Below are 26,915 nucleotides of genomic sequence, written 5' to 3'. Positions count from 1 at the left end.
AAATATCTTGACAAATCATTAAAGGAAGTTTAAAAAAACCAAATCTGGGACGAAGAAACTAAGAAAGCAAAACTCCGTCGTAGCTGTTGTGAACTTGCTACGGCGGAGAAAGGAAAAATTAAAACGCCAAAAGGGAGCAGACCAAATGCTTGCGTCACAAGGATAGAAAGAAAGCAAAAATGAAGAAGTAAATTTACCTTTTACTTTTTACCTTGTACATTTTACCTTTTACCTGCTCTCCCCCTTGGCGTTTCCTACTGTGCTAGATGTGCAAAATATATAGTTTTTAATTGAACAGAAAAGTATTCTAAGGATCATTTTTTATGTATTATCCTAAAGGCTAAATACAAACAAGTTATCAAAAAAGGTTGATGTGCAACCATTTGGGCGATCGCTACGAAAATTAAAAGAAAAATAAATAAAAAATTAAATTTAGTGTAATCACTGTGGTAAATCCTCTCTCACCATAAACGCAAGCATTGATCAATGGACTCGATCGAGTATAAATAGCCAATGATTATAAGATTTGCAGAACAACTAGTGTCATATCATCAGTGTTTTGTTTATCAGCACCGATGAATTGCTGAACTTGGTCAAATAGGTAATCTACAATCTCCTCTGGCCCATTGCAGTATTTACAAGCAGTATTGAAGCCAGTAACAAAATTATCTTCATCGAAGCGATCGCCACCAGCAGCAGCGGCATCAGTTAAGCCATCTGTATAGTAAATAATTGTATCTCCAGGCTCTAACTGTGCCTGGGCATCTTCATATTGGCTATTAGCATCCAAACCGATTAACATTCCCAAAGTATCTAAACGGGTAACAGTTTTTGTCGCTGCGTGCCACCATAAAGGAGGATTGTGTGCCGCATTGCTATAAGACAGAATTCGGCTGTGGGGGTTATATTCTGAGTAAAATAGTGTTACAAAGCGATGGGAATTTTCCAAATCCGCATACATAACTCTATTTAAGTTTTGTAGAATTCCAGCTGGAGAATTACCATGTAGCACTTCTCCCCGTAGCATTCCCCGCATCATCGTCATAATCAGCCCAGCAGGGACACCTTTGCCCATGACATCTCCAATAACCAAACCCCAGCGACTAGTTTCGCTGCCACCTTTAATCTTGGGCTGAATCTTATTATGATTGGTAGCAATAAAGTCGTAGTAGTCTCCGCCGACGCGATTGGCAGGTTTACAGCGTGCAGCCAGAACTGCACCGGGAATTGTAGGGCATTGACGTGGTAGAAGTCGCCGTTGAATTTCTGCACCAATTTCTAATTCTTGGTCTAAGCGTTCTTTTTTTCTTAGTTCTACAGCTAGTTCATCGTTTTCGATCGCTACTGCTGTTTGGGTCTGCCACTAACCTAACTAACTTTTGCCTGGTTTCTGTCCAACTATATTCTGGATCGCGGCTCAAGACATAGAGCCATCCCCGTTCTGTATGCTTTACCAGAATCGCCGTACCAAAGATTTGCACATCTGGCCCCAAATAACGATGCATCTGGTCATCTAAAATCCCCGTGGCATTCGCTAGGGGGGCAGTATTGGGTAAAAGCGTGATTTGACTACTGGCTATTTCTAGCGCTTTGCGGATATTCTTGCGCTGGCCACTATCTTGCCAATGTAACTGTTCTAACCTGACTTGACCATTAGGTTTGTAGAGAAACAGGGCGCTACCGTCTGCATCTGTCACTCTTGTTGCCATCAGCGGAATCAGTTCTAAAAACTGATTCAAATTATTGAAACTTCTCAGGGCAAATCCTAAAGAACTTAGCAAATCTTGAATTTTGTTCTGTTCCCGGTGCAACCTTGCCACGAGTTCTTTGAGTGCCACGACTGGTGTGACATCCGTCGCGGCACTACTACTATTATCAGTGGGTTGAGAGGGCAGTTGAGACACAGGCACGGGTATTATTGCACTTTATATTGGCAGATTTTAGATTATTTATAAATCTTTTGGCTTTGGCATTGCTAAACCATATTTAGACAAGACTTGCCATTTTAGCAAGAGTATAAAGACGTAACAGGCAAAATTTATAAGTATTTTATTTGCTTATTGTATTTTTGATGGACTATTAGTAATTTCAAATCATGTATTTTTAGTCCAAATTCTACCCGTAAAAATGACTAGTTTTGCTGATATATTAGAAAGTTTTTCATTTTTTCATAACTTAATTACCAAAGCATATCTCTAAAGTTAGAAAAATACTTTATTCAAAGAATAATTTCTAACGCTCTCAGAGGTACTGTTTGGGCAGAAGCAACTAGAACACTAGTAGTTTTTTGAGTAAAAACCTCTATAAGCGCTCAAATCGAGCTTGATTTGCTCAAAAACAGAACTACACTAGTTCCCAAACCTGAGAATATGTTAATAAGTTTCAAATACTTAATTTGTATGCCATAAATGCTTGGATAATCGCCAAGATTGAGCTTTTCCATTTTTAATTTCTCGTTTTGTGAATTTTGAGTTGCTGAATACGCAAAATTTAAATCCATCAAAACTGGATAAAAGTGAAGTAACTCTACCTTCTTAGTCAGAGGTAACAGAGTTAAACCATTAGCCTGTAATTTATTCTAGGGGTGAGTCATTTGGTAAGTGTAAGATATGAATAGAAGAGATGACACTAAAAATAGAAGAAATATCTTCTAAGAGCTGATTCGTAAAGAAAATCTGAAGGATACTCAAGTCGTTACTAGGTCTGAGTTTCAGCGAATAAGTATTTTTTTGACTCAAATTCCTGAAATCCTTGCAAGACAAGTACTTTACTTGAGTTTACAAATTAGCTCTAAGAACTTTAAGTCAAAAGTCAGAAAGAGTCTTTTCATTTAACCATCAGAGTTTCAACCTTTCGATAGACGTTGCACGAGTAAGTCGCCATAGGCAACAGCAAACACCTACGGAGGAATAAACCTCCCGCAGCGCTGAAATCACTCGCGCTAGTTCCCCAACGTACTGCTCACCATTGGGACTGCTGTATCCCACAATAGAGCTGTATTTGTGGGGATGAGCGTCTCGATTGCCTTTTCAATTGCTGCAAGATGAAAATCTAGGGGATTTTGTATGTCGCAACTAAATACCGTGCTGCTACATTTAAAAAGCCCATTTCAGACCTCAAAAAGGGCATTAGCTAGAAATTTTAGCAAAAGTCACCTATTTATTGTGACAAATTCATAATTTTAGGACTTGAACTGTTTCTAGTTAGTTCAAGTGATAATACCAGATCGGTCATCCCTAAATTTATCAGTTTTAAGACTTACGCAAAAATAACTAAAAAGCTTAATTTATTGAACCTCCTTCTCTGTCAGAGACTGACGCCAACGCGCAGTGTCTCCCAGAGAATAATACAATATTGCGTAAGTCCTAAGTTTGGTAAGAAAAATTTTTAACTCGAAATTTTTCAATTAACCACTCAAAAGAGCTTCGACAAACTCATAGCTCGAAAAGGGGCGTAGGTCTTCAATTCCTTCGCCAGCACCAATAAAGCGAATGGGTAAACCTAGCTGCTGTACAACGGCAAGGGCAACGCCGCCTTTAGCAGTGCCATCTAGCTTGGTTAAGACAACACCACTGAGTTGGGCAGCTTGGGAAAAAACTTCAGCTTGCCGCAGTCCATTTTGACCTAAAGTTGCATCTAGAACCAAAAGAGATTCTACTTTGGCATCTGGGGCTTTTTTGTCGATAATTCGCCGGATTTTACCGAGTTCGTCCATTAAATTTTTTTTGTTTTGCAGTCGCCCAGCTGTATCTACCAGAAGTAATTCGGTTTGACGCGCTTGGGCGGCTGCGATCGCATCAAATACAACTGCTGCCGGATCTGTATTTTTTCCCGGATTGGCAATTACATCCACGCCACTTCTACTACCCCAAACCTTTACTTGTTCCACAGCGGCGGCGCGGAAGGTGTCTGCTGCGCCAATCAAGCATTTATAGCCAGATTTTTGTCCCAGATGGGCGATTTTGCCAATAGTTGTAGTTTTACCAGCACCATTCACCCCAGTAATTAACCAAATATTTAAGGTTTCTTTTTCTGGGGTAAAGGTAGTTTTTTGTGATGTTTTGCTTGGTGCATCCAGCATATCCCGGAGGATTTTTTTCAGGAAAGCGATCGCTTCTTCGGGTGCGGTAACTTCTTCTCGCAGTTTTGTCTGTAGGGCATTGATAATAAAGTCTGTCGCCTCTACACCAACATCAGCTTGTAAAAGCAATGCCTCAATTTCTGTCACAGCAGCAGAGTTTAACGGCCCTTGACCAACGATCGCCTTCAGTTGGTTAAGAATACTACGGCGAGTTTTGTCTAACCCTTGCCGGAGCTTTTTCAGCCAGGTAATTTCTTCAATAGAAACGTCTTCTGCACTTCTACCTTGAGCTGCTAGAACTTTCGCTGACCAGACAAATCCATCATCAAATACCAATCCAGGAATTTCCTCTTTTGTTTCTGAGGTTGTCGCTACTGGCTGTACTACCTCCGGTTCTGGAACTTCAATGGCGGTGGCTATTAGTTGTTCTAGCTTGGCTTGCCGTTCTGCCGCCGCCCGTTCTAAAAAGGATAAGTTAGCTGGTGCTGTTGGCTGTGTTGCCTCTGGCGTAGCCAGTGGTTCGGTGGGTGTTGGTTCAACTTCGCTTGCCGTGAGTTCTGGGCTGGAAACATCTGGCTGTTCAGCAATTGCTGCCACTGAAGAATCTTCTGTAATTTCTTCCTCACTAGCAGCTTGGATAACTTCTGGCTGTGCTGTTTCTAGGGTTGTATTAGTAGCTTCTGGTTCGGTTATTTCCGCAGTTACCGTTTCTGCGGTTTCAGGTTGTATTGATGGTGCTAAGGTATCTGCTGAATCAGGTGGGGTTTCTACTACCTCGACTTGCTGTTTTTGCTGAATATTTTTGTAGGCAGCTTTTGCAAATGCCAATAAGTCTGCCGTTGTGCCTGGTGTAGTTTCAGCAGTTGGTGTTGAGGTTTCGGCTGGCTCTGGTTGGGGTTCTTTTGCAGGAGGAGTTTCTTCCTGTTGTTTATCAGAGGGAGTGTTAGAGGAATCGTTATGTTGACGACGGAACCAATTAAAAACCATTGCAGCAGTATTAGTTATATGAGTTATTAAGTTATAAATTATGAGTTTAATTTAACTTTGTACTTTTTCTTGGGGTGAAAACTTCCAGGTTATCCTCACCTTTCAACGCCAGTTGAAACAAAATCGTTATAATAAGAGGTTTCTTCTGTTTGCGCAGCATCTCCCTTTGGAAGAGGTTCCGCTTGGAGGAAGCCGCAGAAGAGGCTACAGACTTTTTTCCACGGCAGTAAAGAAATTATTAATTCCGCGGCAGTACTACGCAGTTTTTTTCTGCTCAGTGACTCGGCGCAAAACACCATTAATAAACCGATGACCATCGTCTCCACTGTAGCGTTTGGCTAGCTCCACAGCTTCGTTGATGGCGATACTGTCTGGAACTCCTAAGAACTTCATTTCTGCCACGGCGATTTGCAAGATATCGCGGTCAATTTGGGCCAGACGATTTACTTGCCAATCTACTAAGGCAGCAGAAATGAGTTCATCTATAATGTGTCGATTTTCGTTGACGGTGATTACAAGCTCTTTAGCGTAATTCCGAACTCCCTTGTCCTGATTCGCTAACTGAATCAATACTGGGAAATCAACTGCTGTACCCAACTGATTGATTGCTGTCTGGGTGCAGGCGATCGCTTCTTGAAGCATTGTTCTGGCAGTATTGAGGTCGGAGGCCCGAGTTTGGCTGCTTAAGAGGCGATCGTTACTGCGTTGCAGCTCACCTGCGGCATTATCGAGGGTATCTTGTACCTCTGATGTCAGAGTGCGTACTGCACCTAATACCAACTTGGATACTAGTTGATCGTCTTCCAATTTCTCTAATTTCTTGGGGTTGACTGGCAATTGGCTAAGGCTTAAAAGCGCCAATTCACGAGCAATTTGCTGGGGTTTACGAGGTTGCATAAAACTGAGGGGTGATTGTGCAAGAACTGAATTAACTAGGCAAGACAAACTTACAAGCCTATCAATTTTGGCACAGTTAAACAACATTACGCATTTGCTTGTGACTACTATGCCAGATTGATTCCAGAGAGGCAGAAGGCAGAAGGCAGGAGAAATAAGCTGTTACATATTTAAAGTTGCACATCAACTGGTGAGATTGTCATTAGTCATTTGTCCTTGGTAAACACAAATGACAAATGACTAATGACTAATATTGAACCTCCTGCCTTCTTCACGTTTCTTCAACGGGAATAACCTGCTGCTTAATCTCTTTGTGTTTCACTTCCAATGTGGACTCTTTGGGGAAAACCAAAGGCGTATTGGAGGCGACAATGCCACCTGATACAACTATTTTAAAGGCGTCTTCAATCGACATGGAGAGATTCACCACCTCGTCTTCAGGAACGACTGCGTACCATCCGGTAGTCGGATTTGGAGTGGTGGGGATAAAAACACTTAGTACAGGGCGAGACATCTGGGCTTGGATATCACTGCTGATTGCACCAGTAACAAAAGCGATCGCCCAAATTCCTCGGCGAGGATACTCCACCAAAATTACCCGGCGAAACTTGCCATTAGAATCTTTCAGTATTGTTTCTAAAAGCTGTTTGAGAGTTTTGTATACCTGTCCTGCTAAAGGAATTGCTTGTAATAATCGCTCACCAAAATCTAACAACCACCGCCCAGCTATATTTCGAGCCATCAAGCCCATCAGCAATATACTTAGTAGTGGTACGGCTAAACCTACTAATAAATTAAGTATATTTACCAAAAATGGGTTTAACCCATCAAAGGGATTTAATTGTTTGGGAATTTGGGTGAGAAAGTTGATTACCCAACTTGCAATGGTAATTGTCAGCCAGATAGTGGTTGCTAGGGGAATGATTACCAACAAACCAGCAATTAGGTCGTTTTTTAAGTCCTGTTTTAGGCGATCGATTACCAAGCCCCGATTCTCCTGTTTTAAGCTAGAGGAACTTTTGTTATTCGTATCCATACCAGCAGATTCGTCAAATTCCGAAGGCTTTAACTTTGGCAGATTCTGCCGCAAGTAACTGTCTACAACGCTAGCAAGTTGCCTGCTGCTGGAAATCAGCTATTTTCCTATAAGCATACACATAGACATTAACCAATCCGATGGCGACTGGTTATTCTTAGAGGATGTTACTTTTATTTATAAGATTTATAAAAATTTGTTGCAAATTCTTAGGTATTATTAATCTATCGGGCTTAATCAAAAACTGCTCATGATTGTGAAAGTACTACAGGATAAACTAATAAATTATTTTATCTGGTCAGTCACTCACATTTGAGTAAGGGTGGCTTTTATGAAAATATTCTGTTACAAATATTAATTTATTAGGGATTCTCAAGAAATAAATTATCCATCTTGTGGGGTGAGTATTCTCCCCACCCTGAATATAGAAGAGATGGGGACACCCGTCCCACAAAAGAATTTGGGATGTTTTTTATTTAAAAGTCTCTTTTATCTAGTCTTGAATTATGAAAAACAAGATCCCCGACAACTTTTACGAAGTCAGGGATTTGTGTAGCACATCTGTATGCCCTATGATTTTGCGTAGTTTACCGCCGTAGGCATCGCCATACAAGAAATCCTTCTAATCTCCAGCCCTGTTCACGCCACATCAACCTGTGTAGTTTCAGAATCCGCGCCCTGCAATTGTTGCGTACTCTCTTGTACCAAAATTGCTGTTGTATCTAAATTAGGTTTTGGCAGATACTTCATTTCCCAGACTTTGAGCAAAATCAGGTATTCGTAGAATGCCTGTAATGTACACCAAGCCACTCCGGCGCGTCCATCTAAACATCCGCCTAAAATAAAATACATATATATAAACCGTAGCAACGGTCTGGCGGGCAAACGTAAAGATAAATCTTTCAGGGCACGCCGTCTTTCGACTTCCGATTTGCCAAAGAATAAATCTTGCCAGTTCACCTTTCCCTGTTCTAACTGATACAATGTTTCTTGAGCTTCATCCGTAGAATAACGGTTGTGCTTGTCAATCCAGCGGCTCAAACCTTTGCTGCAAGTGTAGTGTGGGTATGTTTCTTTTAAAAAACTAGTTGCACCCTCACAAACTTCCCGCTCAGTATGGCCGTAATCTGTAAACCACACTTTCCCGTGGCGGAAAAGTCGCATTTGGTAACGGGGATACTGTGTGCTGTAGCGAATCCAACGATTCATGAACATGACGCGTTCAGCCACGTAGTAACCGATGTAGTCTGGATTCTGACTTGCCTTTTCGCATTCCGCAAACAGTTCTGGTGTCATACGCTCGTCAGCTTCAAGGATATAAACCCATTGATGCTTTGGGGGGATAGACTCTAACATCCAGGTACGTTGGCGTCCGTGGCTTTCAAAAGCGTGTTGGACAACGCGGATGGGATAGCGACTGGCGATTTCCACAGTGCGATCGCTACTGCATGAATCCACAACAATGATGTCATCTGATAACATCGCCGATTCGATACAAGCAGCAATATCTAGTTCTTCGTTATATGTCAGTATGTAAATTGAGAACATTACTCAAGTTTTATAGCGATTTTACTCAGTGATAATTGTCTTGTTATTAGTTATTAGCTATTAGGCGCATGGCAGTATCAGCCGTCAATAATTTTTGGATACTTCTTACTGCCATGCCAATAGTGGATTAGCGTGCAGCAGTTCTAGGTTTACCACCTTGTACACCACCACTACCTCTTAGGCTTGTCCAGCCGATGATAATGTAACCAATGGACAATAGCAAACTGCTAATACCAATCCGCAGCCCAGATTTCCAAGCAGTATCTTTAGCTTGTTGCAGTGCTTCGTCTCGGCGCTGGCGAACTTGGCTCAGTTGTTGAGTTTGCAGCGTTTGAACATCTGTTTGTTGTTCGATAGCTTTGTCAAGTACTTGGGGATTTGTTTTAGCCTTCTTCAGTAACTCTTTGATATTTGCGGGAATTTGAGGGCTTTCAATTGCTTGCTTATATTTTTGGTCATCTTTGAGGATTTCACTAAACTGAGCTTTGGTTTGGTTTCGCAGCTGTTCTAATTGCGCTTTTCCTTGGTCAGTATTCAGTTGTGCTTGCAATTGCGATAACCGAGTGTTTAGTTGAGTTTCTGCTTGGGTCTGCTTCTTGGGTAATTCGGTTGAGTGTTTGAGTCTTGGCTTGATTGACGTTATTTAAGTGCAGGGGAAAAATCAGCAAGAACATCAACCCTAAAATACTGGAGATAATTGCGGCGGGAAATCTTAAATCGATACCTTGGGGGCGATCGCTTGCTGCATCAGCATTCTCAATCCAATAGGCAGCAAACAGAAGCCCCAAACCGACTAGAGGAACAATTCCGCGATCGACGAGCGCTGTTCCCAAATTGATTTGCCATACCCGATCGGTGGGTTGAAAGGGTAACAACAGAATCAAAAAGTCAACGAAAAACGACAAAATGCAGATTATTCCAACTACCTTAAGTGTGAGAGCAGTACTCACGGAAGTAAAACGGTTAACCATAATTTTTCAAACTGGTGGTGAATATGAGTGATTTTCATATTTCAAGCTACTTGAATATTGTGCCCATGACTATGACTATTGTGTAAAAACACAAAGCAGATTCAATATTGCTAAAGGCTATCTGCCTCTTGGTTTTCAACTAGCCCACAGTAACATTTGTTATCTACAGTGTCTTCAGGAAAATCCTGGTATTTTAAGATACGAAGTTGATGCGGGCTAGAGAAACAGACTGATTAATTACCCAATCTCCCTGATTGCAGTTCTCAATCGGTCTTAATACAGACCTTTTATAAGGGTTCACAGATGTGAATCGGTGTCAACTTAAATCTAAACCTTTGTCATCAGGTTGTATCGACTTATCGCCCAATTTGAGCAAGGAAGCAATTATTACCGAGAGTAGATGCTACTAAAAGTGATTGAGCTTATACAGGGTCGGGATTTTTGGGAGTATCTCGCTTGCTATACTTACAGTAGTTTTCTTTTGCATAAAGTAGAAAGCTACGGGTTTTGAGGCAGGAAGTAGAAACTCTTTATATCTGATGCGTTCCTGCATTTTGTATCTCAGTTACTTGCAAACTCCTGTATTTATACTCTTTTTTGCTAATTCCTAAAAAAATGAGCAAATCGGAAATAATAACTAACAATCAGGTGTGAACTTTACTGGAATCAGTTCGTCGGTGATTTTTGTTAGCAAAAAGAGTGAATTTGAAGGAGTTAGACTCTGAAAGGCTTTGAATTCAAAGGTGTTGAAAAACTTATCGGTCCAATAGCCGCGCTTCTCGGCTTTGTGTATTTGTTGCAATGGTATATTGGAGACTTGCGATCGCCTTCCGATCCCATCTTTGAAAATAAACAGCCGCCTTTGGTGATGAAAGAGGGCGACCCTTATATCCGCGCTTTAATGCGAACTATCTCGGCAAGTGAGGCTAGTGGAAACCGTCCCTATTCGCTGTTATATGGTGGACAGCAAGTCAACGACCTGAGCCGACATCCTGAGATATGCGTCACAATTGTCACAGGCCCCAATACAGGAAATTGTTCTACCGCTGCTGGCAGATATCAAATTATCAACATTACTTGGTATCGTTTAGCTCCTCTTTATCACCCAAAGCCGATGCGAATGATGTTTTGGACTACTTATAGTTTTGAACCAGAATATCAAGATGTAGTAGTTTACCGTTGGTTAAATGATTCTAAAGTTTGGGGAACTAATATTTCGCAACTGTTGCGTCAGGGAAAGTTAAATGATGTTTTGCGGCGGCTCTCTCCCACTTGGACAAGTTTGGGATATGGTATAGAAACTAATTCTGTTAGTAACTCTTTACCGAAAGTTTATCAGAAAATGTTGCAAGAAGAATTAACCGCAGCTAAACAACCAACACTCCCAAATTTGCCACCATCCCCAACTCCTTCTAGCAAGGCAGTAAAAAAGTAGTAAGATTATCCTAATTTTTAACTTGCTGCGGATAAAAAACTTTTGATATTTTCCACAAATGCCAAAGTATTTTCAAAGTGGATATTGTGTCCGGCATTCCTAATTATTTTTATCTGAGCAAATTCACACATTTTAGCCATTTCTGTATTAATAGATATAAATTTTCGATCGTATTCACCAACTAGTAAAAGCATGGGGATTGTATTGTATTGTAGATTTTCCCATAAAGGAGGTTGACATCCAGTACCCATAAAGCGCAGTGATTTATCTAATTCCTGTGGATTGTTCTGCAATCGGCTTTCAATCATGCGATTGTATTCTGGATGATTTTTTATATCGCCAAAAATCGGCTGATTGTACCAATTTGAGAGAAAAGCAGCAAAATCGCTTTTTTCAAAGGCTCCTGTTAATTTTGTACCTATTTGTGTATCAAGTTTAATCCGTTCTAATCGTTCTGTTGCTGTTGGTAAACCTGGGGAAGCTGACTCTAGCACAACTTTATAAAAACGTTCTGGAAAATTCAAGGCTAGGTATAAAGCCAATCTTCCACCCATTGAATAACCAACTAAAAAGCATTTGGCAATTTTTAACTCATCCAGTAAGTTGATTAAAGCATGAGCTATGTTTGCCATTGTATAGTATTCATCCTCACCCAAAACTTGAGTTTTGCCATGTCCGGGGAGATCAATTTTTAAATAGGAAAATTCTTTTAATAGTAGTTTTATAGCTTCATCAAATTCATGAATGTTACCCATGAAGCCATGCAAAAAAAGAATTAGTGGTTTATTTAGAGTGCTATTTAAATAATAATGAAATTGATAATTTTTGAGAATCATAGTCTAGGTAAAAATTATCATTGCACAGCATATTATCTGATGTCATAAGTTTTTCCCTCGTTGTCTCTTAGAAAAAGTGAACAAAGGAAAGTCTATAAAAATAGCTGATCTACCAGTTGGCAATATGATGTCGCTGGAGTGAAGTCACGATGCACTATTAAATTTTGATATATCGCTGCTAGCGATCGCTAATTTGGCGAATGCATTTTAGATTATTTTTCTCATTCTTAAGGTAAAAATCGATCTAAAGCAGCTTTTAACTGTTTAATTTCAACGTCAATATTACCCTCTTGTGCGGCTCTAGCAATACACTCAGTTAAATGTTCATCCAAAACAATTCGCGCTACCCGATCCAATGCGCCCCGCACTGCGGCAATTTGCAGTAGAACATCAGGACAAGGGCTATTTTGCTCGACCATTGCCTTAATACCACGAACATGTCCTTCTATACGCGATAATCGATTGACAATTCGCCGTAAAGACTCTTCGCTATGGATATGGGGATGAGCCAACTCTCCAGTCCCATGAGTATCATCTGTATGCTCGTGGTCTGTATCGTGATAGTGGGAATGTTCTGCTTGCTGGGATGTTGGCAAGGATTTTTTACCTAATCGATTTGATCCATTCATGGGCTATCAAAAGGCTTGTATTACTAAGATCCTAGTCTAGTACTCGACCAACCCAAAACTTACGAGTGAAAGCAGGCCCCATTCACCCTAACTTTACTGCTGACGATTGGCTCTTTCTTGGGGAATAATCTCCGTTACTACCCTACCGCTAGAACTGCCACCTTTGACAACAATATTTTCTGTTTGCAGATTACCAACTGCTGTTTCACCCACAAAATTTAATGGTGGGTCAATTTGTCGGTAAACAACATTTCCCTGAGCTTCAACTAACTTATTGTCTAAATACCAAGTTAATGTATTGGATCTGAGAGACTGGCGACGCTGACCAACGGCGTTGACGTTACCTTTTAAGTAAACGGTTTTTTGCGGTATTTTCATTTCACCTTGATTGGCTGTCACTGTGACATTTTCAGCACGCTGGAACATTCGCGTAGGTGAGTTTGTAGTTACAGTTTCTGCGTTCATGTTCCAGGTCATAGAGTTACTAGCTATTTGCATTGGTGGGTCTAGTAATTCTAGTTGAGCATTCTTTTGGACAGTGGCAATTTTTGTTTTTAAGTTGACTTCGGCAGAATTACCCTTACCGCGATCGCTAATTTTATTATCTTTGTAGCGGTCAATTTCTAGGGGGCGATCGCCAATCAGTTTTTCTTCTTTAATATTCCAGATTAAATGTTCAGTTCTCAGTTGCATCTGGGGATCGATAGAATTTGCTACTACTCCTCCAGAAAATTCCATCCGTTGTTCGCGAGTTTTAACTCGCACTTCCTGCGCTACTGCTTGTAGTTGTTTATGAGTGCCGTTAATCTGGTTACGAACAATCAACAAATCTTCTTTGGGACGCCATTCTAATTCATTACCTTGCAACACAATCCCATTACTAGGATCTGTGGCAAATATCTTACCTTTCAAAAACAATTGCTTTCCATCTTGTTCAATGTCTGCTACATCTGCCTTGATTTGGTAAACAATTTTGCCATCTTGATATAATTCACCATAAGGACTTTCAGCCTGACCAATTTGTTTTTCTTTGGTGTATTTTGCGGTTTTAGCCCTGACTGTCCAAATTGGTCTTCCCACTTCATCTGCTTGTTCTAGGGTGACATCAAAAAAAGTTAAATTGCTATCTTTGTTAGATGAATCCGCAGTATTTTGTTGCGAAGTTGTAGGGGATTTGCCTCCACAGCCAACTAAACCAAATACCAAGAAAAAAGTCAAAGGTAAAATAAGAAAGGAGGGAGTGGGGGAGAAATTTTTAATTTTTCTCTTTCCCCATCTCCCTCTTTTATGAAATTGATACGCCATTATTCTTGAATTTCTAGGTGTCCATCACTAGTTCTGGGGTCTTCCAAAAAACCGATCCCAGATAACGGTCGGTATGGATAGCTTTGGCGAGGAGTTTTTTGAATATCTTCTTTGATGGCTTCTAAATCAATGTAGCGATCGCTTACATTAATTAAGCTGTCACTGGTCATGGAACGCAAGCTCACAACTTCTACCCGCACACCACGATAGCTGACTGAATTAACCGCATAAGCTAAATCTCCATCACCGCTAACTAAAACTGCGGTATCATAAGAATCTACTAACGCCATCATGTCTACTGCTATTTCTACATCTAGGTTAGCTTTTTTAGAGCCATCTGGTAGCTGGACTAAATCTTTAGCAATGACTCGATAGCCATTGCGACGCATCCACAGCAAAAACCCCTGTTGCTTCTCGTTTGTCCGATCTACACCTGTGTAGAAAAAAGAACGCAGTAATCTAGAACCTCCTGTTAATCGACATAATAGCTTCGTGTAATCGATTTCAATCCCTAATTGTAATGCAGCGTAAAATAAATTTGAGCCATCAATAAATATGGCGACCCTACCCCGATTCTCCAAAACTTGTTCTGGCGTAAATATTGAATCGTTTTCCAAATTATTCAACATCGTTGTGATACCTCAATTTTTATCCCTGTTATTTTTGATACAAATTACCAACTTTTAGATGCTAGTCACAGCGGCTTATGATAATGTTCCGCGGCTAATTTAAATTGAGCCACGATAAATTTTGTGAGAAAATAAAAAAATTGAACAAAATCAGAGTTTGATAAGGACTAATCGTTTTTCGGAGGTTCTATTCGCTGAAAAACAGGTTGGTGTTTACCCAACTGTTGTTTGCTCGATAGTAGCCCCCATTTAGCATGGATGGCAAAAGGAGCCGTAACTGAACTTTGTTTTTGATCGTTAAAATTTATTCTGAAGCCTAGCTGCTGATAAATATCGCTACTAATGTTCGGAATAATTGGGGATAGCAGATAAGCTGCTAGTCTAACTGATTCTAGAACTGCGTAGAGAACCTTTTCCACCGACTCCTGCTGTCCCTGTTTATATAATGACCAAGGAGCTTGTTCATCAATAAATTTATTACTGGCTTGCGCCAGTGAAAGGATAGCCTCACAAGCTTGACTGAAAGCTAGCTCTTGGTATGCTTGTTTCACCTGTTCCCCTAGACGTAAACCAATTGCTTTCAAAGGATTTTCGTCAGGAATCCCTTCATTGCCGATTGATGGGACATTATTCTCAGCACAGTACTTTTTCACCATGCTCAAGGTGCGATTGAGCAAATTACCTAAATCATTTGCCAAATCTGCATTCAGAACATTAATGAACCTAACTTCATTAAAATCTCCATCCTTGCCAAATTCGATTTCCTTAAGGAAGTAATAACGAACGGCATCACTACCATAGCTTTTAACTAATGCCACAGGATCGAGGGTGTTACCCAGACTTTTGCCCATCTTTTGCCCGTCTTTAGTCAAAAAGCCATGCCCAAATACTTTCTCTGGCAAGGGTAAGCCAGCCGACAACAGCATTGCTGGCCAGTAAACTGCATGAAAGCGCAGAATATCTTTACCAATTAGATGCAAGTTGATTGGCCACCATGTTTGTAACGCATTTGCTAAACTTGGTTCTGCATCTGGTTCTAGTAATGCTGTGACATAACCTAGCAGCGCATCAAACCAGACATAGAGAGTGTGCTTGGGATCGACTGGCACGGGAAAGCCCCAATCTAAATTCACTCGTGAAATGGAAAAGTCTTGCAGTCCTTGATTGACAAAGCTGAGGACTTCGTTGCGCCGACTTTCTGGTTGAATAAAATCCGGTTTAGATTGATAAAATTCTGTCAGCTTAGTTTGATATTTTGATAAGCGGAAAAAATAGTTTTGTTCGTCTCGCCACTCCACTTCTTTGTTAGTATGAATTGGGCAACGGTGTCCTTCTAGCAGATCCCGTTCTTCTTTGAATTCTTCGCAGGATACACAGTACCAGCCTTGTTGCTGTCCTTGGTAAATATCACCAGATTCCCAGACTCGTTCAAAGAATTCTTTAACGATCGCTTGATGATGAGGCGCAGTAGTCCGACTAAAGCGATCGTATTGAATATCTAATAATTGCCATAAACTCACGAAACTAGGGACAATTTCATCACAAAATTCTTGTGGCGCTTTCCCTAAACTTTCTGCCGATCGCTGAATTTTTTGCCCATGTTCATCTGTACCTGTAATTAGTAATACTTGATGTCCCAGTAATCTCTGAAATCGCGCCACTACATCGGCTGCGATCGTCGTGTAAGCACTGCCTATATGAGGGATATCGTTTACATAATATAGGGGTGTAGTCAGTGCAAATGTAAATTCTTTTTTATTCATCTTTTTTTCACTAGATTCATACAAAATAAAAATTAACTTATTAAAACGTTTTACATCTTACCTTTTATCAGCAAAACCAGGCAATTATACAACATTATTACCATTTTTTCCAATCACATCTTCATACTAGCGAGTCGATCGAGTCCAGAATTGTTTTTTAATACGCATCAATTAAACTCATTTTTACCTAAAAAATGGAAACTAACTAATCATAATTTTTTTGAATAGTTTATATTAGATATTATTGTGATCGAGAATACATAATCGAGAATACAGAAAATCTAATTACTCTTGTAGATTAGATATTTCTATCTTAAGACGGTCATGGCAATAGTAAAGAAATGTAAAAATCAAATTCAGACAAATTGCCATATTTACCGGAAAATATATTGATTAAGTATGAGTGGAAATAGCCCCCTAGAGATTTCTCGCGCTTTGGTGGCGGCATTCTCAACGCAAATGTTCCGCTATTACGAAGACCGCATTCCCCAGGATGCGAGCGTTTTGGTAGTCAGCAATCACCGCAGCTTTATGGATGCACTGATTTTAATGGCGGCGTTATCGAGTCCGATTCGCTTTGCTTGCCATCACTACATGGGACAAGTTCCAGTCATGCGGGAGATTGTCACCGGTCAATTGGGGTGTTTTCCCTTGGAAGAAACTCAAAACCGCCAGCAAAGCTTTTTTTCGCAGTCACAGGTGCTATTGCAGTCCAAGCAGATGGTAGGAGTATTTCCAGAAGGGACTGCACCAATGGTGAAATTTACTCAGCCAAGCCAGGTGGGTGAGTTTCAACGGGGATTTGCCCATTTGGCATTACGAGCGAATGTGCAGGATTTAGCTATTTTGCCGATCGCGATCGCTTCCTTAGAAGAAGTAAACACCAATGGCTTCCCATTAAGACTTTTGAGTGTATTCGACCCTTCAGAACCTTTATTTAAGCAAAATGGTTGGCATCCCTTGGTAATTTATCGTCGAGTTGCGGTGTTAATCGGTCGTCCTTATTGGATTACGCCCCAACATCATAAAAAATATCATGGTAAACACGCCAGAACTGTTGTGACTGAACTGACAGAACACTGTCAGGGCGAAATTAGCAATTTACTACGTCAAGGTTGCTATTAGAGCCATTTGATTTTGGACTTTCCTGCGGAACGCTACGCGAACGGCTTTGCTCAGTCAAACAATTTTGGATTGTTCTTATGACTTTCAATGTCTTGCTCTAAAAGGACATTTGTTTTAGGTAATGTTTTAGGTAAGAACCACCGAACTTTACTTGAAAGCAACAATCAACAGCACAAAAATTTTATACCATTGACCAATACTTCGACTACGCGGTAGTTGAGCGCAGTCGAAACTCAGTACAAGTCGCTCGATTACCGCGCAGCGATGCACTGAGCGCAGTCGAAGTGTCGAAACTCAGTACAAGTGACCAATGACCAATGACTAATGACCAATGACTATCACAGAAGTTAAGCTAAACCCTTGTTTCCTAACTCCCAAACGAGTACAGCCAGAGTATCCACTTTTGGTATATTTGCCAGGAATGGATGGAACTGGTCAACTATTGCGATCGCAAACCGCTGGATTAGAAGCTGGCTTCGATGTCCGTTGTTTGGCGCTACCCCGGAAAGACCTTAACACTTGGAATGTCCTAACTAAGAGTGTATTGGACTTGATCGATGCCGAATTAGAAAAAAGTTCTCAAAGACCAGTTTACCTGTGCGGTGAGTCCTTTGGTGGTTGCTTGGCAATGAAAGTGGCAATCCAAGCACCCGATTTATTTAAGCGAATTATCCTAATTAACCCAGCTTCGTCCTTTCGTCTTCGCCCTTGGCTAAGTTGGGCATCCCAATTAACTTACCTAGTGCCATCAGAATTGTATGATATTGGCGCACTAGGCTTGTTGCCATTTTTAGCATCTTTGTCACGCATTTCTCGGAGCGATCGCCACGATTTGCTAAAAACGATGCGTTCTGTACCGGCAGAAACCGTTCTTTGGCGGTTGTCTTTACTGCGAGAGTTTGATGTTGATGAGGAAAAGTTAAAGCGTTTAACTCAACCAGTTTTGTTGATTGCTGGTGCTAGCGATCGCCTTTTGCCTTCTGTAAGCGAAGTCAACCGAATAGGGAAAATCTTACCAAATAACAAGATTGTAGTGTTGCCCCATTGTGGACACGCTTGCTTGCTAGAGCAAGATACTAATCTCTATGAAATTCTTAAGGATAACGACTTTTTAGAAAATCAAGCTGATAAAGGTAGAGTTAATAAGTAAAAAGTTTGATACACCTAAATTCAGAGAGTTCACAACCTTGATTTTGCTTTTTTTGGTAAGAAGGAAAAGTTAGGAATCCGATTTGATTAATGAACATATTTGCGTAGGGAGGTAACAGGGAACGGGGAACAGGAAAAAATTGATTTAGGAGTGTACTGAGTTTTTTCAGAAATCAAATATGAGTCCTATATTAATTCAAAGTGGTGAAGGTGGATTAGAACGGGATTCAGTTGCTCTTTGCCACCAATTGCGGGTAATTGATAAAACAAGATTGCAAATAAAACTGGGCATTTTGACTCTAGAAATACTCACTATTTTAGAAGCCAAAGTGTTGTTGACATTAGGTTATCAGTGGTAAAATTATAACCTTTGTCATCCATCTTATGTCTATAGTTAAAGCTCAGAATAATTCCTATTTACTCTGACAAATTGTACTTATCGAGAGATGTCAAAGCCACTCAGACTTCGCTACAACCAAAAGAAAGTGGCTTTACAAGATGGTGTCGAGCAATGGCAGACAAACTCCAAGACATAGAGGTGAATAAATTAGTTAATTCATCTAGAGAAACTTCAGAAGTAGCAATTCAGCCTAAATCATCAATAGACAATGAACCTTCTGTATTAGAGTCTTTTGTTAAAACTATTGCTGAGACTAGTCAAGCAGTTTTAGATACAGCAATAGGGGTAGGAGAAGCGACGGCAAAAGAAACACACAAGTTTATTGAGCAAACAACTCAAAACAGCGGTCAGCTTGTAAATCGCCTCAGCGAAAATTGGCTGATTAGAAAACTATCTGGAGTCTTAAATCTCAATTGGCTCATTAACGATACTAACCTTATTAATTTAGAACAAGCAGAAGCAGCGGTAAACAAGCTGAAGAAACAGTATCCAAATGAATCACCCAGCCAGCTTGCTCACCGAATCATGGTGGAAAAATCAACTAAAGCAGCCACAGTTGGACTAACCACTAGTATTTTGCCAGGAATAGCAGTGGCATTGTTGGCAATTAATTTAACAGCCACAACAAAATTACAGTCAGAAATGCTTTATCAAATTGCATCTGTCTACGGGCTAGATTTAAAAGATCCTGCTCGGAAAGGTGAAATTTTAGCAATTTTTGGGTTGGCTTTGGGTGGAGAGCGTTTGTTGAAAGCTGCGGGATTAGGCTTGCTGCGAAATGTGCCCTTGGCGGGTGCAGTGATTGGAGCTAGTTCAAATGCGACGATGATCTATTCATTGGGCTATGCTGCTTGTCGATTTTACGAAGCCAAGCTGGATGAATCCACTTCCTTAGCATCGCCACAGACATTAGCAATATTAAAAGCCGAAAGTGAAAAGTATCTAGAAAGTGCGATCGCTCAAGAAGCCGTCATGGATCAAATCTTAGTTCACATGATCCTAGCTAGTCATCCAGATAAGACTTTGGAAGAAATTTTGCCAGAATTACAAGCTGTAAAACTCAGTCCTACCTCGTTGGATGCCATTGCCCAAAATATCAAATCACCCAAGCCTTTGGATATACTGCTCAATCAGCTGGATCGTGATTTTGCTATACCTTTGCTCGTTCAGTGTAAAAAAATTGCCCAGCTTGACAATCAGATTACAGCAGTTGAACAAATAATAATAGAAGCGATCGCCAGCAAATTTGATATTGACACAAATAAAATTGGGGCATAGGGCATAGGGCATGGGGGAGGAGGTAAAACAGTAAAGTTCATAGCTTCATTAACGAGGATCAAAGACTCGTTAACGGAGTTCTGAGGTGGATTAACGAGGATCAAAGACTCATTAACGGAGTTCCGAGGTGGATTAACGAGGATCAAAGACTCGTTAATGGAGTTCTGAGGTGGATTAACGAGGATCAAAGACTCGTTAATGGAGTTCTGAGGTGGATTAACGAGGATCAAAGACTCGTTAATGGAGTTCTGAGGTGGATTAACGAGGATCAAAGACTCGTTAACGGAGTTCCGAGGTGGATTAACGAGGATCAAAGACTCGTTAACGGAGTTCCGAGGTGGATTAACGAGGATCAAAGACTCGTTAATGAGTGCTATTTATACTAATTCGTTAATTTATACTTACTGATCCCTGCTCCCCCATGCCCAATGCCCAATTCCCCATGCCCAATACCCACTTCCCTTAGCATGAAACAAGAATTTTGAGCAATACTGGTACAAGAAGGAATATTTACAGAAAATCCCAAAATGACAATTCAACCTAGTGATAAGCCTTTACTAGAGTGGGCAGGCGATAGTTTGGCAATTGGATTATTTGAAGATGCAGTAGAGTTAACCGGAGAACTAGCTACTTTAGATCAAAAGTTTTCTGGGGTATTAAAAGAACTGATTACTGAAGAAGAATTTAAAGGTAAAGCCAACAGTACAATCTTCACCCGTGTAAATGCTGGTAGCCCAGTGCGGAAATTGATTTTAGTAGGTTTAGGCAAACCAGAAGCGTTAAAACTAGATACTCTGCGTCGTGCTGCTGCGGCTGTAGCTAAGGTGGCAAAAAAGCAAAAAAGCAAAATTTTGGGATTTAGTTTTCCATTGTGGAATAACGATCCAGCAGCGAGTGCCCAAGCGATCGCAGAAGGTGTGGAGTTAGCACTTTACCAAGATATTCGCTTTAAATCCGAACCAGAAGATAAAGGTTCACAAATAGAAAGTATAGATTTACTGGGTTTCGGTGGACAAGAAGCCGCCATTACCCGCGCCAATCAAATTGTTTCTGGGGTAAATTTGGCACGGCAATTAGTGGCAGCACCAGCCAACGCAGTCACACCAATTACTTTAGCCGAAACTGCTCAAGCGATCGCCAAAGATTATGGTTTACAACTAGAAATTTTAGAACGAGAAGACTGTGAAAAGTTAGGCATGGGTGCATTTTTGGGAGTAGCCCAAGCTTCCGATTTGCCACCGAAATTTATTCACCTAACTTACAAGCCAGAAGGTACACCCAAAAAGAAATTAGCAATTATTGGCAAAGGTTTAACCTTCGACTCCGGCGGACTCAACATTAAAGGTGCTGGTAGCGGCATCGAAACCATGAAAATTGACATGGGCGGTGCAGCTGCCACCTTGGGTGCAGCCAAAGCAATTGCTCAAATTAAGCCAGATTCGGAAGTTCACTTCATCTCAGCAGCAACCGAAAACATGATTAGCGGTCACGCCATGCACCCTGGAGACATTCTCACAGCATCAAATGGCAAAACAATTGAAGTGAACAACACCGACGCTGAAGGACGTTTAACCTTAGCAGATGCCTTAGTGTATGCCGACAAATTAGGCTTAGATGCGATCGTTGATTTAGCTACCCTGACTGGTGCTAACGTCATTGCCTTGGGTGACGATATTGCTGGTTTGTACACTCCTGATGATGCTGTAGCCTCCCAGCTTGAAAAAGCTGCCCAAACTTCAGGAGAAAAGATTTGGCGGATGCCAATGGAAGAAAAATATTTTGAAGGGTTAAAGTCTGGTATTGCGGACATGAAAAATACAGGGCCGCGTCCAGGTGGTGCAATCACCGCCGCCCTTTTCCTCAAGCAATTCGTCAAACAAACCCCTTGGGCGCACCTAGATATTGCTGGCCCAGTATGGACAGATAAAGAAAATGGCTACAACAGCTCAGGGGCAACTGGCTACGGCGTTCGGACGCTAGTTGATTGGGTACTAGGAAGCGGGGAATAGGGAGTAGAGGAGACAAGGGGGACAAGGGGGACAAGGGGGACAAGGGGGACAAGGGGGATTATTAAATAAATCTCTCCCTTGTCTCCCCCCTCTTCCTTGTCTACCTTGTCTCTTCTCCATGCCCCATGCCCTGTTTGGCCAATGCCCAATACTTAACAATTCGTGCTATCTTGAGCTTGCCAGTAAAAATTGTTGCAATAGTAACAGAATTAATTTGGCGCTCAGAAAATTAAGCTTTTTCGGGCATTGCCATCTGGTAAAATTTGTAAGGTTTCTAGAAGCTGTGAGCAATGGGATCGACTCGTGTACGGATCGCAATTGACGCAATGGGAGGGGATCATGCACCCGGTGAAATCGTTGCTGGCGCATTGCGAGCAAGAGAAGAATTGGGTGTAGATGTATTGTTAGTTGGCGATCCCCAACAAATAGAAGCTGCCTTGCCATCAAAAACAAGTTTAGGGCAGGTAGAGATCGTGACTGCTGAAGAAGCGATCGCTATGGATGAGGAGCCTTTAAATGCAGTTAGACGCAAACGCAAGGCTTCTATTAATGTAGCGATGGATTTAGTCAAGCAACAAAAGGCAGATGCCGTATTTTCGGCTGGGTCACTCTGGGGCAGCGATGGCATCAGCTTTGCTCCGCTTAGGACGATTGCCAGGAATCGATCGCCCAGCGATCGGGACAGTTTTCCCCACGATTATTGCTGGGAAGCCAGTGCTAGTACTTGATGTCGGCGCAAATGTAGATTGCCGTCCCAAGTTTTTAGAGCAGTTTGGCGTTATGGGATCGGCTTACAGTAAGTATGTCTTGGGTACAGATGAACCGAAAGTGGGTTTGCTGAACATCGGTGAAGAAGACTCTAAAGGCAATGATGCAGCCGTCCGCGCTCACCAACTGCTACGCGAAAATTCCCAAATTAATTTTATTGGCAATGCTGAAGGGCGTGATGTGCTTTCCGGTCGCTTTGATGTAATTGTCTGCGATGGCTTTGTCGGCAATGTACTGTTAAAATTTGCCGAAGCCGTTGGAGAAGTGATTCTGCAAATTCTGCGGGAAGAATTACCCCAAGGATTACACGGTCAAATTGGTTCAGCACTCTTAAAACCCAACTTGAAGCGGATTAAGCAGCGAATGGATCACGCAGAACATGGTGGTGCTTTACTGCTAGGCGTGGCAGGAGTCTGTTTTATCGGTCACGGTAGCTCCCAAGCACCTTCAATTTTTAATGCAATTCGCATGGCAAAAGAAGCCGTTGACAACGAGGTGATACAAAGAATTCAGTCCCAATATATCCTAGAGCGCGAGAGCGGTTAGTCATTGGTCATTGGTCATTAGTCATTAGTTATTGGTCATTCGTCATTCGTCATTTGCAAAGGACAACTGACAAAGGACAACTGACAACTGACAACTGACAAAGGACAACTGACAAAGGACAAAAGACAAAAAGCTGATAGCTTGGGAGATTAAGAGTGCAAAACTTAGGCGTAGCAATCACCGGAAGCGGCTCGGCAGTACCAGCAACTTCCCTACACAACGAGACATTGAGCGAACTAGTTGAAACATCAGATGAGTGGATCGCGACAAGAACGGGAATTCGCGAGCGTCGATTAGCTCTGCCATCTGAGTCCTTGAGTGCACTCGCTACTGCCGCCAGCAGTCAGGCGATCGCCGCTTCAGGAATTAAAGCAGAAGACATAGACCTGATTCTGCTAGCGACTTCCACCGCTGATGATTTGTTTGGTAGTGCTTGTCAAGTACAGGCGCAATTGGGAGCTACTAACGCAGTCGCCTTTGACTTGACCGCTGCCTGCTCTGGCTTTGTGTTTGGTTTGGTTACAGCAGCCCAATACATCAGAACTGGTGTATATAGAAACGTACTTTTGATCGGGGCAGATATCCTCTCTCGCTGGGTAGATTGGGAAGATCGGCGGACTTGTGTATTGTTTGGTGATGGTGCCGGGGCAGTGGTGTTACAAGCTGCCAAAAGCGATCGCTTATTAGGATTTGCACTTAAAAGTGATGGTACTCAAAACCATTACCTCAACCTTGCTTATGCAGGTACTTCCCAAGAACTGCTGACTGATGTAAATATCACCAAAGGTACTTACCAACCGATTACGATGAACGGCAAAGAAGTCTACCGCTTTGCTGTCCAAAAAGTGCCAGAAATAATTGATAAAGCTTTGTTTCAAGCCAACCTTAGCGTTGACCAAATAGATTGGCTGATATTGCATCAAGCCAATCAGCGGATTATCGATGCCGTTGCCCAACGCCTGAACATCCCAGAACATAAAGTTATTAGTAATCTCGCCCATTACGGCAATACCTCAGCTGCTTCCATCCCCTTAGCTTTAGATGAAGCAGTACAACAAGGTAAAATTCAAACCAATGACATCGTTGCTACATCGGGCTTTGGTGCCGGTCTTACCTGGGGCGCGGCAATCTTTCAATGGGGAAGGTGAAGAATTAGGAGTTAAGAGTTATGAGTTAAGAGTTATGAGTTTTAACTCCTCACTCCTAACTCCTCGCTCCTAACTCCTCACTCCTAACTTTTCACTTTTCTGACTATTGACAAATGACAAAAACTGCATGGGTGTTTCCCGGACAAGGTTCCCAAACGCTAGGAATGGGAATGGATTTACTAGATATACCGTCCGCTAAAGACAAGCTTGCCAAAGCTGAGGATATTTTGGGCTGGTCTGTAACTGAAATTTGTCAAACTCAAGAAGAGAAGTTATCACAGACGCTATATACTCAACCAAGTTTGTATGTGGTAGAAAGCATTCTTGCTGACCTGCTTCGAGAACGAGGACACCAGCCAGATTTAGTGGCTGGTCACAGTTTGGGAGAATATACTGCTCTTTATATAGCAGGTGTTTTTGAGTGGTCGGCTGGTTTATATCTGGTGAAGCGTCGTGCAGAACTTATGGATAGTTCCATCGATGGGATGATGGCAGCTTTGATGAACTTTGACCGCGAACAGTTAGAAAAAGTCATTGCTCAAATGCCTGATGTGGTGATAGCAAATGATAATAGTTCGGCTCAGGTGGTAATTTCAGGCACGACTGAGGCTGTACAAGCGGTGATGACTCAAGTTAAAGCAAAGCGTGCGGTTCCCCTAAAAGTTTCTGGAGCATTTCATTCACATTTAATAGCACCAGCAGCGGCGGAATTCCAAGACATTTTAGAATCTGTGGAATTTCAACCCGCATTTGTGCCAGTGCTGTCTAATGTCGAACCAATTCCGTCTATTGATGCTGAGATTTTAAAGCAACGCCTGAACGAACAAATGACTGGTTCTGTAAGATGGCGAGAAATTTGTCTGCAATTACCAGCCAACGGTATCGAGCGAGTAATGGAAATTGGCCCTGGTAAAGTATTAACTGGCTTGATTAAACGTAATAGCCCTGATTTGATTTTACAAAATATCCAGAAAGTTAGTGATTTACCTGTTTAATTTTTTTAGCTTTTAAAGGTAGGGTGACGACAAATTCTGCGCTCTTTCCTAATGTGAAATTATAATCATCAAGTTTACCTTATACCAATTCTTTATGAAGCTGCGCTAAATAAGGCTTCAAGGATAAAATTGTAAGAAGTAAGAGAGGCAATCATGGAAGGTGTAATTTCTTTGAGGGCATCAGTTAACTTTTGCTGTAGTTGTGAGAGTGTTTTACAGTTTTCCCATTGGAGTTGAGATTTGAGAAATTCCCAAAACCGCTCAATCGGGTTGAGTTCAGGAGAGTGAGGAGGCTGAAAGAGCGGGATAATGTTATCTGGAAAATCGAGAGTTTTCGCTTTGTGAAAAGAACCTCGGTCGAACTGAATTACGGCACTATCATCACCAAGATCAGCAGACAACAACTCTAAGAAGTTTTGAAAACTGCTTCCCCATTAAGGTAAGGGAATTCGTAGAAAAAGCTGTATCCGCTTAGAGGTTGTACAACTCCATATAAATAAAAATTTTCGCGTTGCCATTGACTTAAACCTACAGGTTTAACTCCCTTAGCTGTAATTAAACGTCCGGTAATTGTCTTTAATCCTAAACGTGTTTCATCCTGACATAAATACCTCAATCTTTTCCCTTCGCCAAATTCCTCCTGCAAGAATTTGAGTGCTAGAGGCAGTTTTTTTGAAAGTGAGATAGACTGTCTGGATGTTGTTTGGTGCTTTGAGGACGCGGAACTTTCAGCTTGGCACCAAGTTGATATCTCACTAATTGGTATACCGTTTTATAAGCAACATTTAGTCCTAATTCCGCCATTAACCATTGTTGAATCTGACTGTAACTTTGAAATCCTTGTGGTTCGGATAATCTTTTTTTTAAACGTTCTAAATTCTCGCCACTGACAATTGGCTGTTTTCCTGGTGCCTGTTTCACCTCTAGTAAGCCTTTGTATCCTAATTCCTTGTATTTTTTTAGCCAACGAGTTACTGTTGCCTCATCTCTCCCTAACAACGCTGCCAGCGATCGCCTACTTGTAACCTGTCCTGTTTTTAGCCAGTTGAGCATTTGTAATCTCTCTTTGCTACTAGCTTCTAGCGCATATTTCACTGCTTTTTGTAATTCTTCTTGGCTCTCTTTAATTTCAACTATCAATCTCCGACCCATTACACTTTTACCAAATACACCCTTTTCCACAATTTAGCGCAGCTTCATACAGAATTGGTATTAGACTTCTTGGTATTTGTAGGGAAAAGGGTAAAGGGGAAGGGGAAAAGGTTCTGCAAAAGTCCCTTTCCCCTTTAACCAAAACCTTTTCCCCAAGAGTGCAAAAAGCACTTTTGCCAAGAGGTCTCTTGATGTAGTTCAGTCACAATTTTGTAGCTGATAGATAAA

Annotated in this window: 20 protein-coding genes and 3 pseudogenes; 9 read left to right on the top strand and 14 right to left on the bottom strand. The window is 41.4% G+C overall.

What is annotated here, in order from left to right:
• Window positions 1–517: 517 nt before the first annotated feature.
• The 6 genes and pseudogenes from NSTCB13_RS21860 to hpsJ-B form a co-directional block, all read right to left on the bottom strand.
• Window positions 518–1,910 (bottom strand): annotated as a pseudogene (locus NSTCB13_RS21860) (PP2C family protein-serine/threonine phosphatase).
• A 1,496-nt stretch (window positions 1,911–3,406) separates the two neighbouring features.
• Window positions 3,407–5,068: a signal recognition particle-docking protein FtsY gene (gene ftsY, locus NSTCB13_RS21855; protein ID WP_448273783.1), complete on the bottom strand. Its 1,662-nt coding sequence runs from the start codon at window positions 5,066–5,068 to the stop codon at window positions 3,407–3,409.
• A 255-nt stretch (window positions 5,069–5,323) separates the two neighbouring features.
• Window positions 5,324–5,965 (bottom strand): transcription antitermination factor NusB, encoded by a 642-nt coding sequence (nusB, locus tag NSTCB13_RS21850; protein WP_448273782.1) that lies wholly within the window; start codon window positions 5,963–5,965, stop codon window positions 5,324–5,326.
• Between the two features lie 271 nt (window positions 5,966–6,236).
• Window positions 6,237–7,001, bottom strand: a complete 765-nt coding sequence (locus tag NSTCB13_RS21845) for a DUF502 domain-containing protein (protein WP_448273781.1) — start codon at window positions 6,999–7,001, stop codon at window positions 6,237–6,239.
• A gap of 639 nt (window positions 7,002–7,640) precedes the next feature.
• Entirely contained in the window at window positions 7,641–8,549 is a 909-nt protein-coding gene (locus NSTCB13_RS21840) for a glycosyltransferase family 2 protein (protein WP_448267756.1), read from the bottom strand.
• Between the two features lie 127 nt (window positions 8,550–8,676).
• Window positions 8,677–9,520: pseudogene (gene hpsJ-B / locus NSTCB13_RS21835) on the bottom strand (hormogonium polysaccharide biosynthesis protein HpsJ).
• A 787-nt stretch (window positions 9,521–10,307) separates the two neighbouring features.
• On the opposite strand from hpsJ-B, the gene NSTCB13_RS21830 reads away from it, so the two are divergent.
• Window positions 10,308–10,955, top strand: coding sequence for a glycoside hydrolase family 24 protein (locus NSTCB13_RS21830; RefSeq protein WP_448273780.1), 648 nt, complete (start codon window positions 10,308–10,310; stop codon window positions 10,953–10,955).
• 17 nt (window positions 10,956–10,972) lie between these two features.
• Here NSTCB13_RS21830 and menH read toward each other — a convergent pair whose 3' ends face one another.
• The 5 genes from menH to metG form a co-directional block, all read right to left on the bottom strand.
• Window positions 10,973–11,791, bottom strand: a complete 819-nt coding sequence (gene menH, locus NSTCB13_RS21825; RefSeq protein ID WP_448273779.1) for a 2-succinyl-6-hydroxy-2,4-cyclohexadiene-1-carboxylate synthase — start codon at window positions 11,789–11,791, stop codon at window positions 10,973–10,975.
• Window positions 11,792–12,018: 227 nt separating this feature from the next.
• Window positions 12,019–12,420: a metal-sensing transcriptional repressor gene (locus NSTCB13_RS21820; protein WP_448267751.1), complete on the bottom strand. Its 402-nt coding sequence runs from the start codon at window positions 12,418–12,420 to the stop codon at window positions 12,019–12,021.
• 93 nt (window positions 12,421–12,513) lie between these two features.
• The gene (gene lptC, locus NSTCB13_RS21815) at window positions 12,514–13,725 is read right to left on the bottom strand and encodes an LPS export ABC transporter periplasmic protein LptC (protein WP_448273778.1); all 1,212 of its coding nucleotides are present in this window, start codon (window positions 13,723–13,725) and stop codon (window positions 12,514–12,516) included.
• On the bottom strand, window positions 13,725–14,354 hold the full coding sequence (locus tag NSTCB13_RS21810) for a LabA-like NYN domain-containing protein (RefSeq protein WP_094348455.1): 630 nt from the start codon (window positions 14,352–14,354) through the stop codon (window positions 13,725–13,727). The genes lptC and NSTCB13_RS21810 overlap by 1 nt, the downstream gene beginning before the upstream one ends.
• 167 nt (window positions 14,355–14,521) lie before the next feature.
• Window positions 14,522–16,141: a methionine--tRNA ligase gene (gene metG / locus NSTCB13_RS21805; RefSeq protein ID WP_445630798.1), complete on the bottom strand. Its 1,620-nt coding sequence runs from the start codon at window positions 16,139–16,141 to the stop codon at window positions 14,522–14,524.
• A 375-nt stretch (window positions 16,142–16,516) separates the two neighbouring features.
• On the opposite strand from metG, the gene NSTCB13_RS21800 reads away from it, so the two are divergent.
• The 8 genes and pseudogenes from NSTCB13_RS21800 to fabD all read left to right on the top strand — a co-directional run bounded on the left by NSTCB13_RS21800 (window position 16,517) and on the right by fabD (window position 25,535).
• Entirely contained in the window at window positions 16,517–17,242 is a 726-nt protein-coding gene (locus tag NSTCB13_RS21800; protein ID WP_445630799.1) for a lysophospholipid acyltransferase family protein, read from the top strand.
• 331 nt (window positions 17,243–17,573) lie between these two features.
• The gene (locus tag NSTCB13_RS21795) at window positions 17,574–18,392 is read left to right on the top strand and encodes an alpha/beta fold hydrolase (protein WP_448273777.1); all 819 of its coding nucleotides are present in this window, start codon (window positions 17,574–17,576) and stop codon (window positions 18,390–18,392) included.
• 178 nt (window positions 18,393–18,570) lie between these two features.
• Window positions 18,571–18,750, top strand: coding sequence for a type II toxin-antitoxin system PemK/MazF family toxin (locus tag NSTCB13_RS21790; protein ID WP_448273776.1), 180 nt, complete (start codon window positions 18,571–18,573; stop codon window positions 18,748–18,750).
• Window positions 18,751–18,902: 152 nt separating this feature from the next.
• Window positions 18,903–20,069, top strand: a complete 1,167-nt coding sequence (locus NSTCB13_RS21785) for an EcsC family protein (RefSeq protein ID WP_445632062.1) — start codon at window positions 18,903–18,905, stop codon at window positions 20,067–20,069.
• Window positions 20,070–20,596: 527 nt separating this feature from the next.
• On the top strand, window positions 20,597–22,078 hold the full coding sequence (locus tag NSTCB13_RS21780) for a leucyl aminopeptidase (RefSeq protein WP_448273775.1): 1,482 nt from the start codon (window positions 20,597–20,599) through the stop codon (window positions 22,076–22,078).
• 290 nt (window positions 22,079–22,368) lie between these two features.
• Window positions 22,369–23,392 (top strand): annotated as a pseudogene (gene plsX, locus NSTCB13_RS21775) (phosphate acyltransferase PlsX).
• 155 nt (window positions 23,393–23,547) lie between these two features.
• Window positions 23,548–24,540: a beta-ketoacyl-ACP synthase III gene (locus NSTCB13_RS21770; protein WP_448273774.1), complete on the top strand. Its 993-nt coding sequence runs from the start codon at window positions 23,548–23,550 to the stop codon at window positions 24,538–24,540.
• A 113-nt stretch (window positions 24,541–24,653) separates the two neighbouring features.
• Window positions 24,654–25,535 (top strand): ACP S-malonyltransferase, encoded by an 882-nt coding sequence (gene fabD / locus NSTCB13_RS21765; protein WP_448273773.1) that lies wholly within the window; start codon window positions 24,654–24,656, stop codon window positions 25,533–25,535.
• 92 nt (window positions 25,536–25,627) lie between these two features.
• Here the strand turns inward: fabD and NSTCB13_RS21760 are convergent, their stop codons facing one another.
• Genes NSTCB13_RS21760 through NSTCB13_RS21750 form a run of 3 tightly spaced genes read right to left on the bottom strand, consistent with a single transcriptional unit; the run spans window position 25,628 to window position 26,687 of the window.
• Complete coding sequence (locus tag NSTCB13_RS21760) at window positions 25,628–25,936, bottom strand: transposase (RefSeq protein ID WP_445627957.1); 309 nt, start codon at window positions 25,934–25,936, stop codon at window positions 25,628–25,630.
• Window positions 25,937–25,941: 5 nt separating this feature from the next.
• A complete protein-coding gene (locus NSTCB13_RS21755) occupies window positions 25,942–26,151 on the bottom strand; it encodes a hypothetical protein (protein WP_448272657.1) in 210 nt (69 codons plus the stop codon).
• A 41-nt stretch (window positions 26,152–26,192) separates the two neighbouring features.
• Window positions 26,193–26,687, bottom strand: coding sequence for a helix-turn-helix domain-containing protein (locus tag NSTCB13_RS21750; RefSeq protein WP_448272656.1), 495 nt, complete (start codon window positions 26,685–26,687; stop codon window positions 26,193–26,195).
• Window positions 26,688–26,915 lie beyond the last annotated feature (228 nt).

The sequence above is a fragment of the Nostoc sp. DSM 114160 genome, assembly GCF_053470305.1.
The sequence above is the reverse complement of the archived record's forward strand: the minus strand, read 5'-3'. Positions and strand labels throughout refer to the sequence as shown.

Excerpts from the sequence above, each read along its gene's own strand:
- NSTCB13_RS21845 (WP_448273781.1), bottom strand. The coding sequence starts at position 7,001 with ATGGATACGAATAACAAAAGTTCCTCTAGCTTAAAACAGGAGAATCGG.
- NSTCB13_RS21795 (WP_448273777.1), top strand. The coding sequence starts at position 17,574 with ATGACTATCACAGAAGTTAAGCTAAACCCTTGTTTCCTAACTCCCAAA.
- NSTCB13_RS21810 (WP_094348455.1), bottom strand. The coding sequence starts at position 14,354 with ATGTTGAATAATTTGGAAAACGATTCAATATTTACGCCAGAACAAGTT.
- NSTCB13_RS21840 (WP_448267756.1), bottom strand. The coding sequence starts at position 8,549 with ATGTTCTCAATTTACATACTGACATATAACGAAGAACTAGATATTGCT.
- nusB (WP_448273782.1), bottom strand. The coding sequence starts at position 5,965 with ATGCAACCTCGTAAACCCCAGCAAATTGCTCGTGAATTGGCGCTTTTA.
- NSTCB13_RS21750 (WP_448272656.1), bottom strand. The coding sequence starts at position 26,687 with ATGGGTCGGAGATTGATAGTTGAAATTAAAGAGAGCCAAGAAGAATTA.
- NSTCB13_RS21800 (WP_445630799.1), top strand. The coding sequence starts at position 16,517 with ATGAGTGGAAATAGCCCCCTAGAGATTTCTCGCGCTTTGGTGGCGGCA.
- menH (WP_448273779.1), bottom strand. The coding sequence starts at position 11,791 with ATGATTCTCAAAAATTATCAATTTCATTATTATTTAAATAGCACTCTA.
- fabD (WP_448273773.1), top strand. The coding sequence starts at position 24,654 with ATGACAAAAACTGCATGGGTGTTTCCCGGACAAGGTTCCCAAACGCTA.
- NSTCB13_RS21790 (WP_448273776.1), top strand. The coding sequence starts at position 18,571 with ATGAGTCCTATATTAATTCAAAGTGGTGAAGGTGGATTAGAACGGGAT.
- lptC (WP_448273778.1), bottom strand. The coding sequence starts at position 13,725 with ATGGCGTATCAATTTCATAAAAGAGGGAGATGGGGAAAGAGAAAAATT.
- NSTCB13_RS21785 (WP_445632062.1), top strand. The coding sequence starts at position 18,903 with ATGGCAGACAAACTCCAAGACATAGAGGTGAATAAATTAGTTAATTCA.
- NSTCB13_RS21820 (WP_448267751.1), bottom strand. The coding sequence starts at position 12,420 with ATGAATGGATCAAATCGATTAGGTAAAAAATCCTTGCCAACATCCCAG.
- ftsY (WP_448273783.1), bottom strand. The coding sequence starts at position 5,068 with ATGGTTTTTAATTGGTTCCGTCGTCAACATAACGATTCCTCTAACACT.
- NSTCB13_RS21780 (WP_448273775.1), top strand. The coding sequence starts at position 20,597 with ATGACAATTCAACCTAGTGATAAGCCTTTACTAGAGTGGGCAGGCGAT.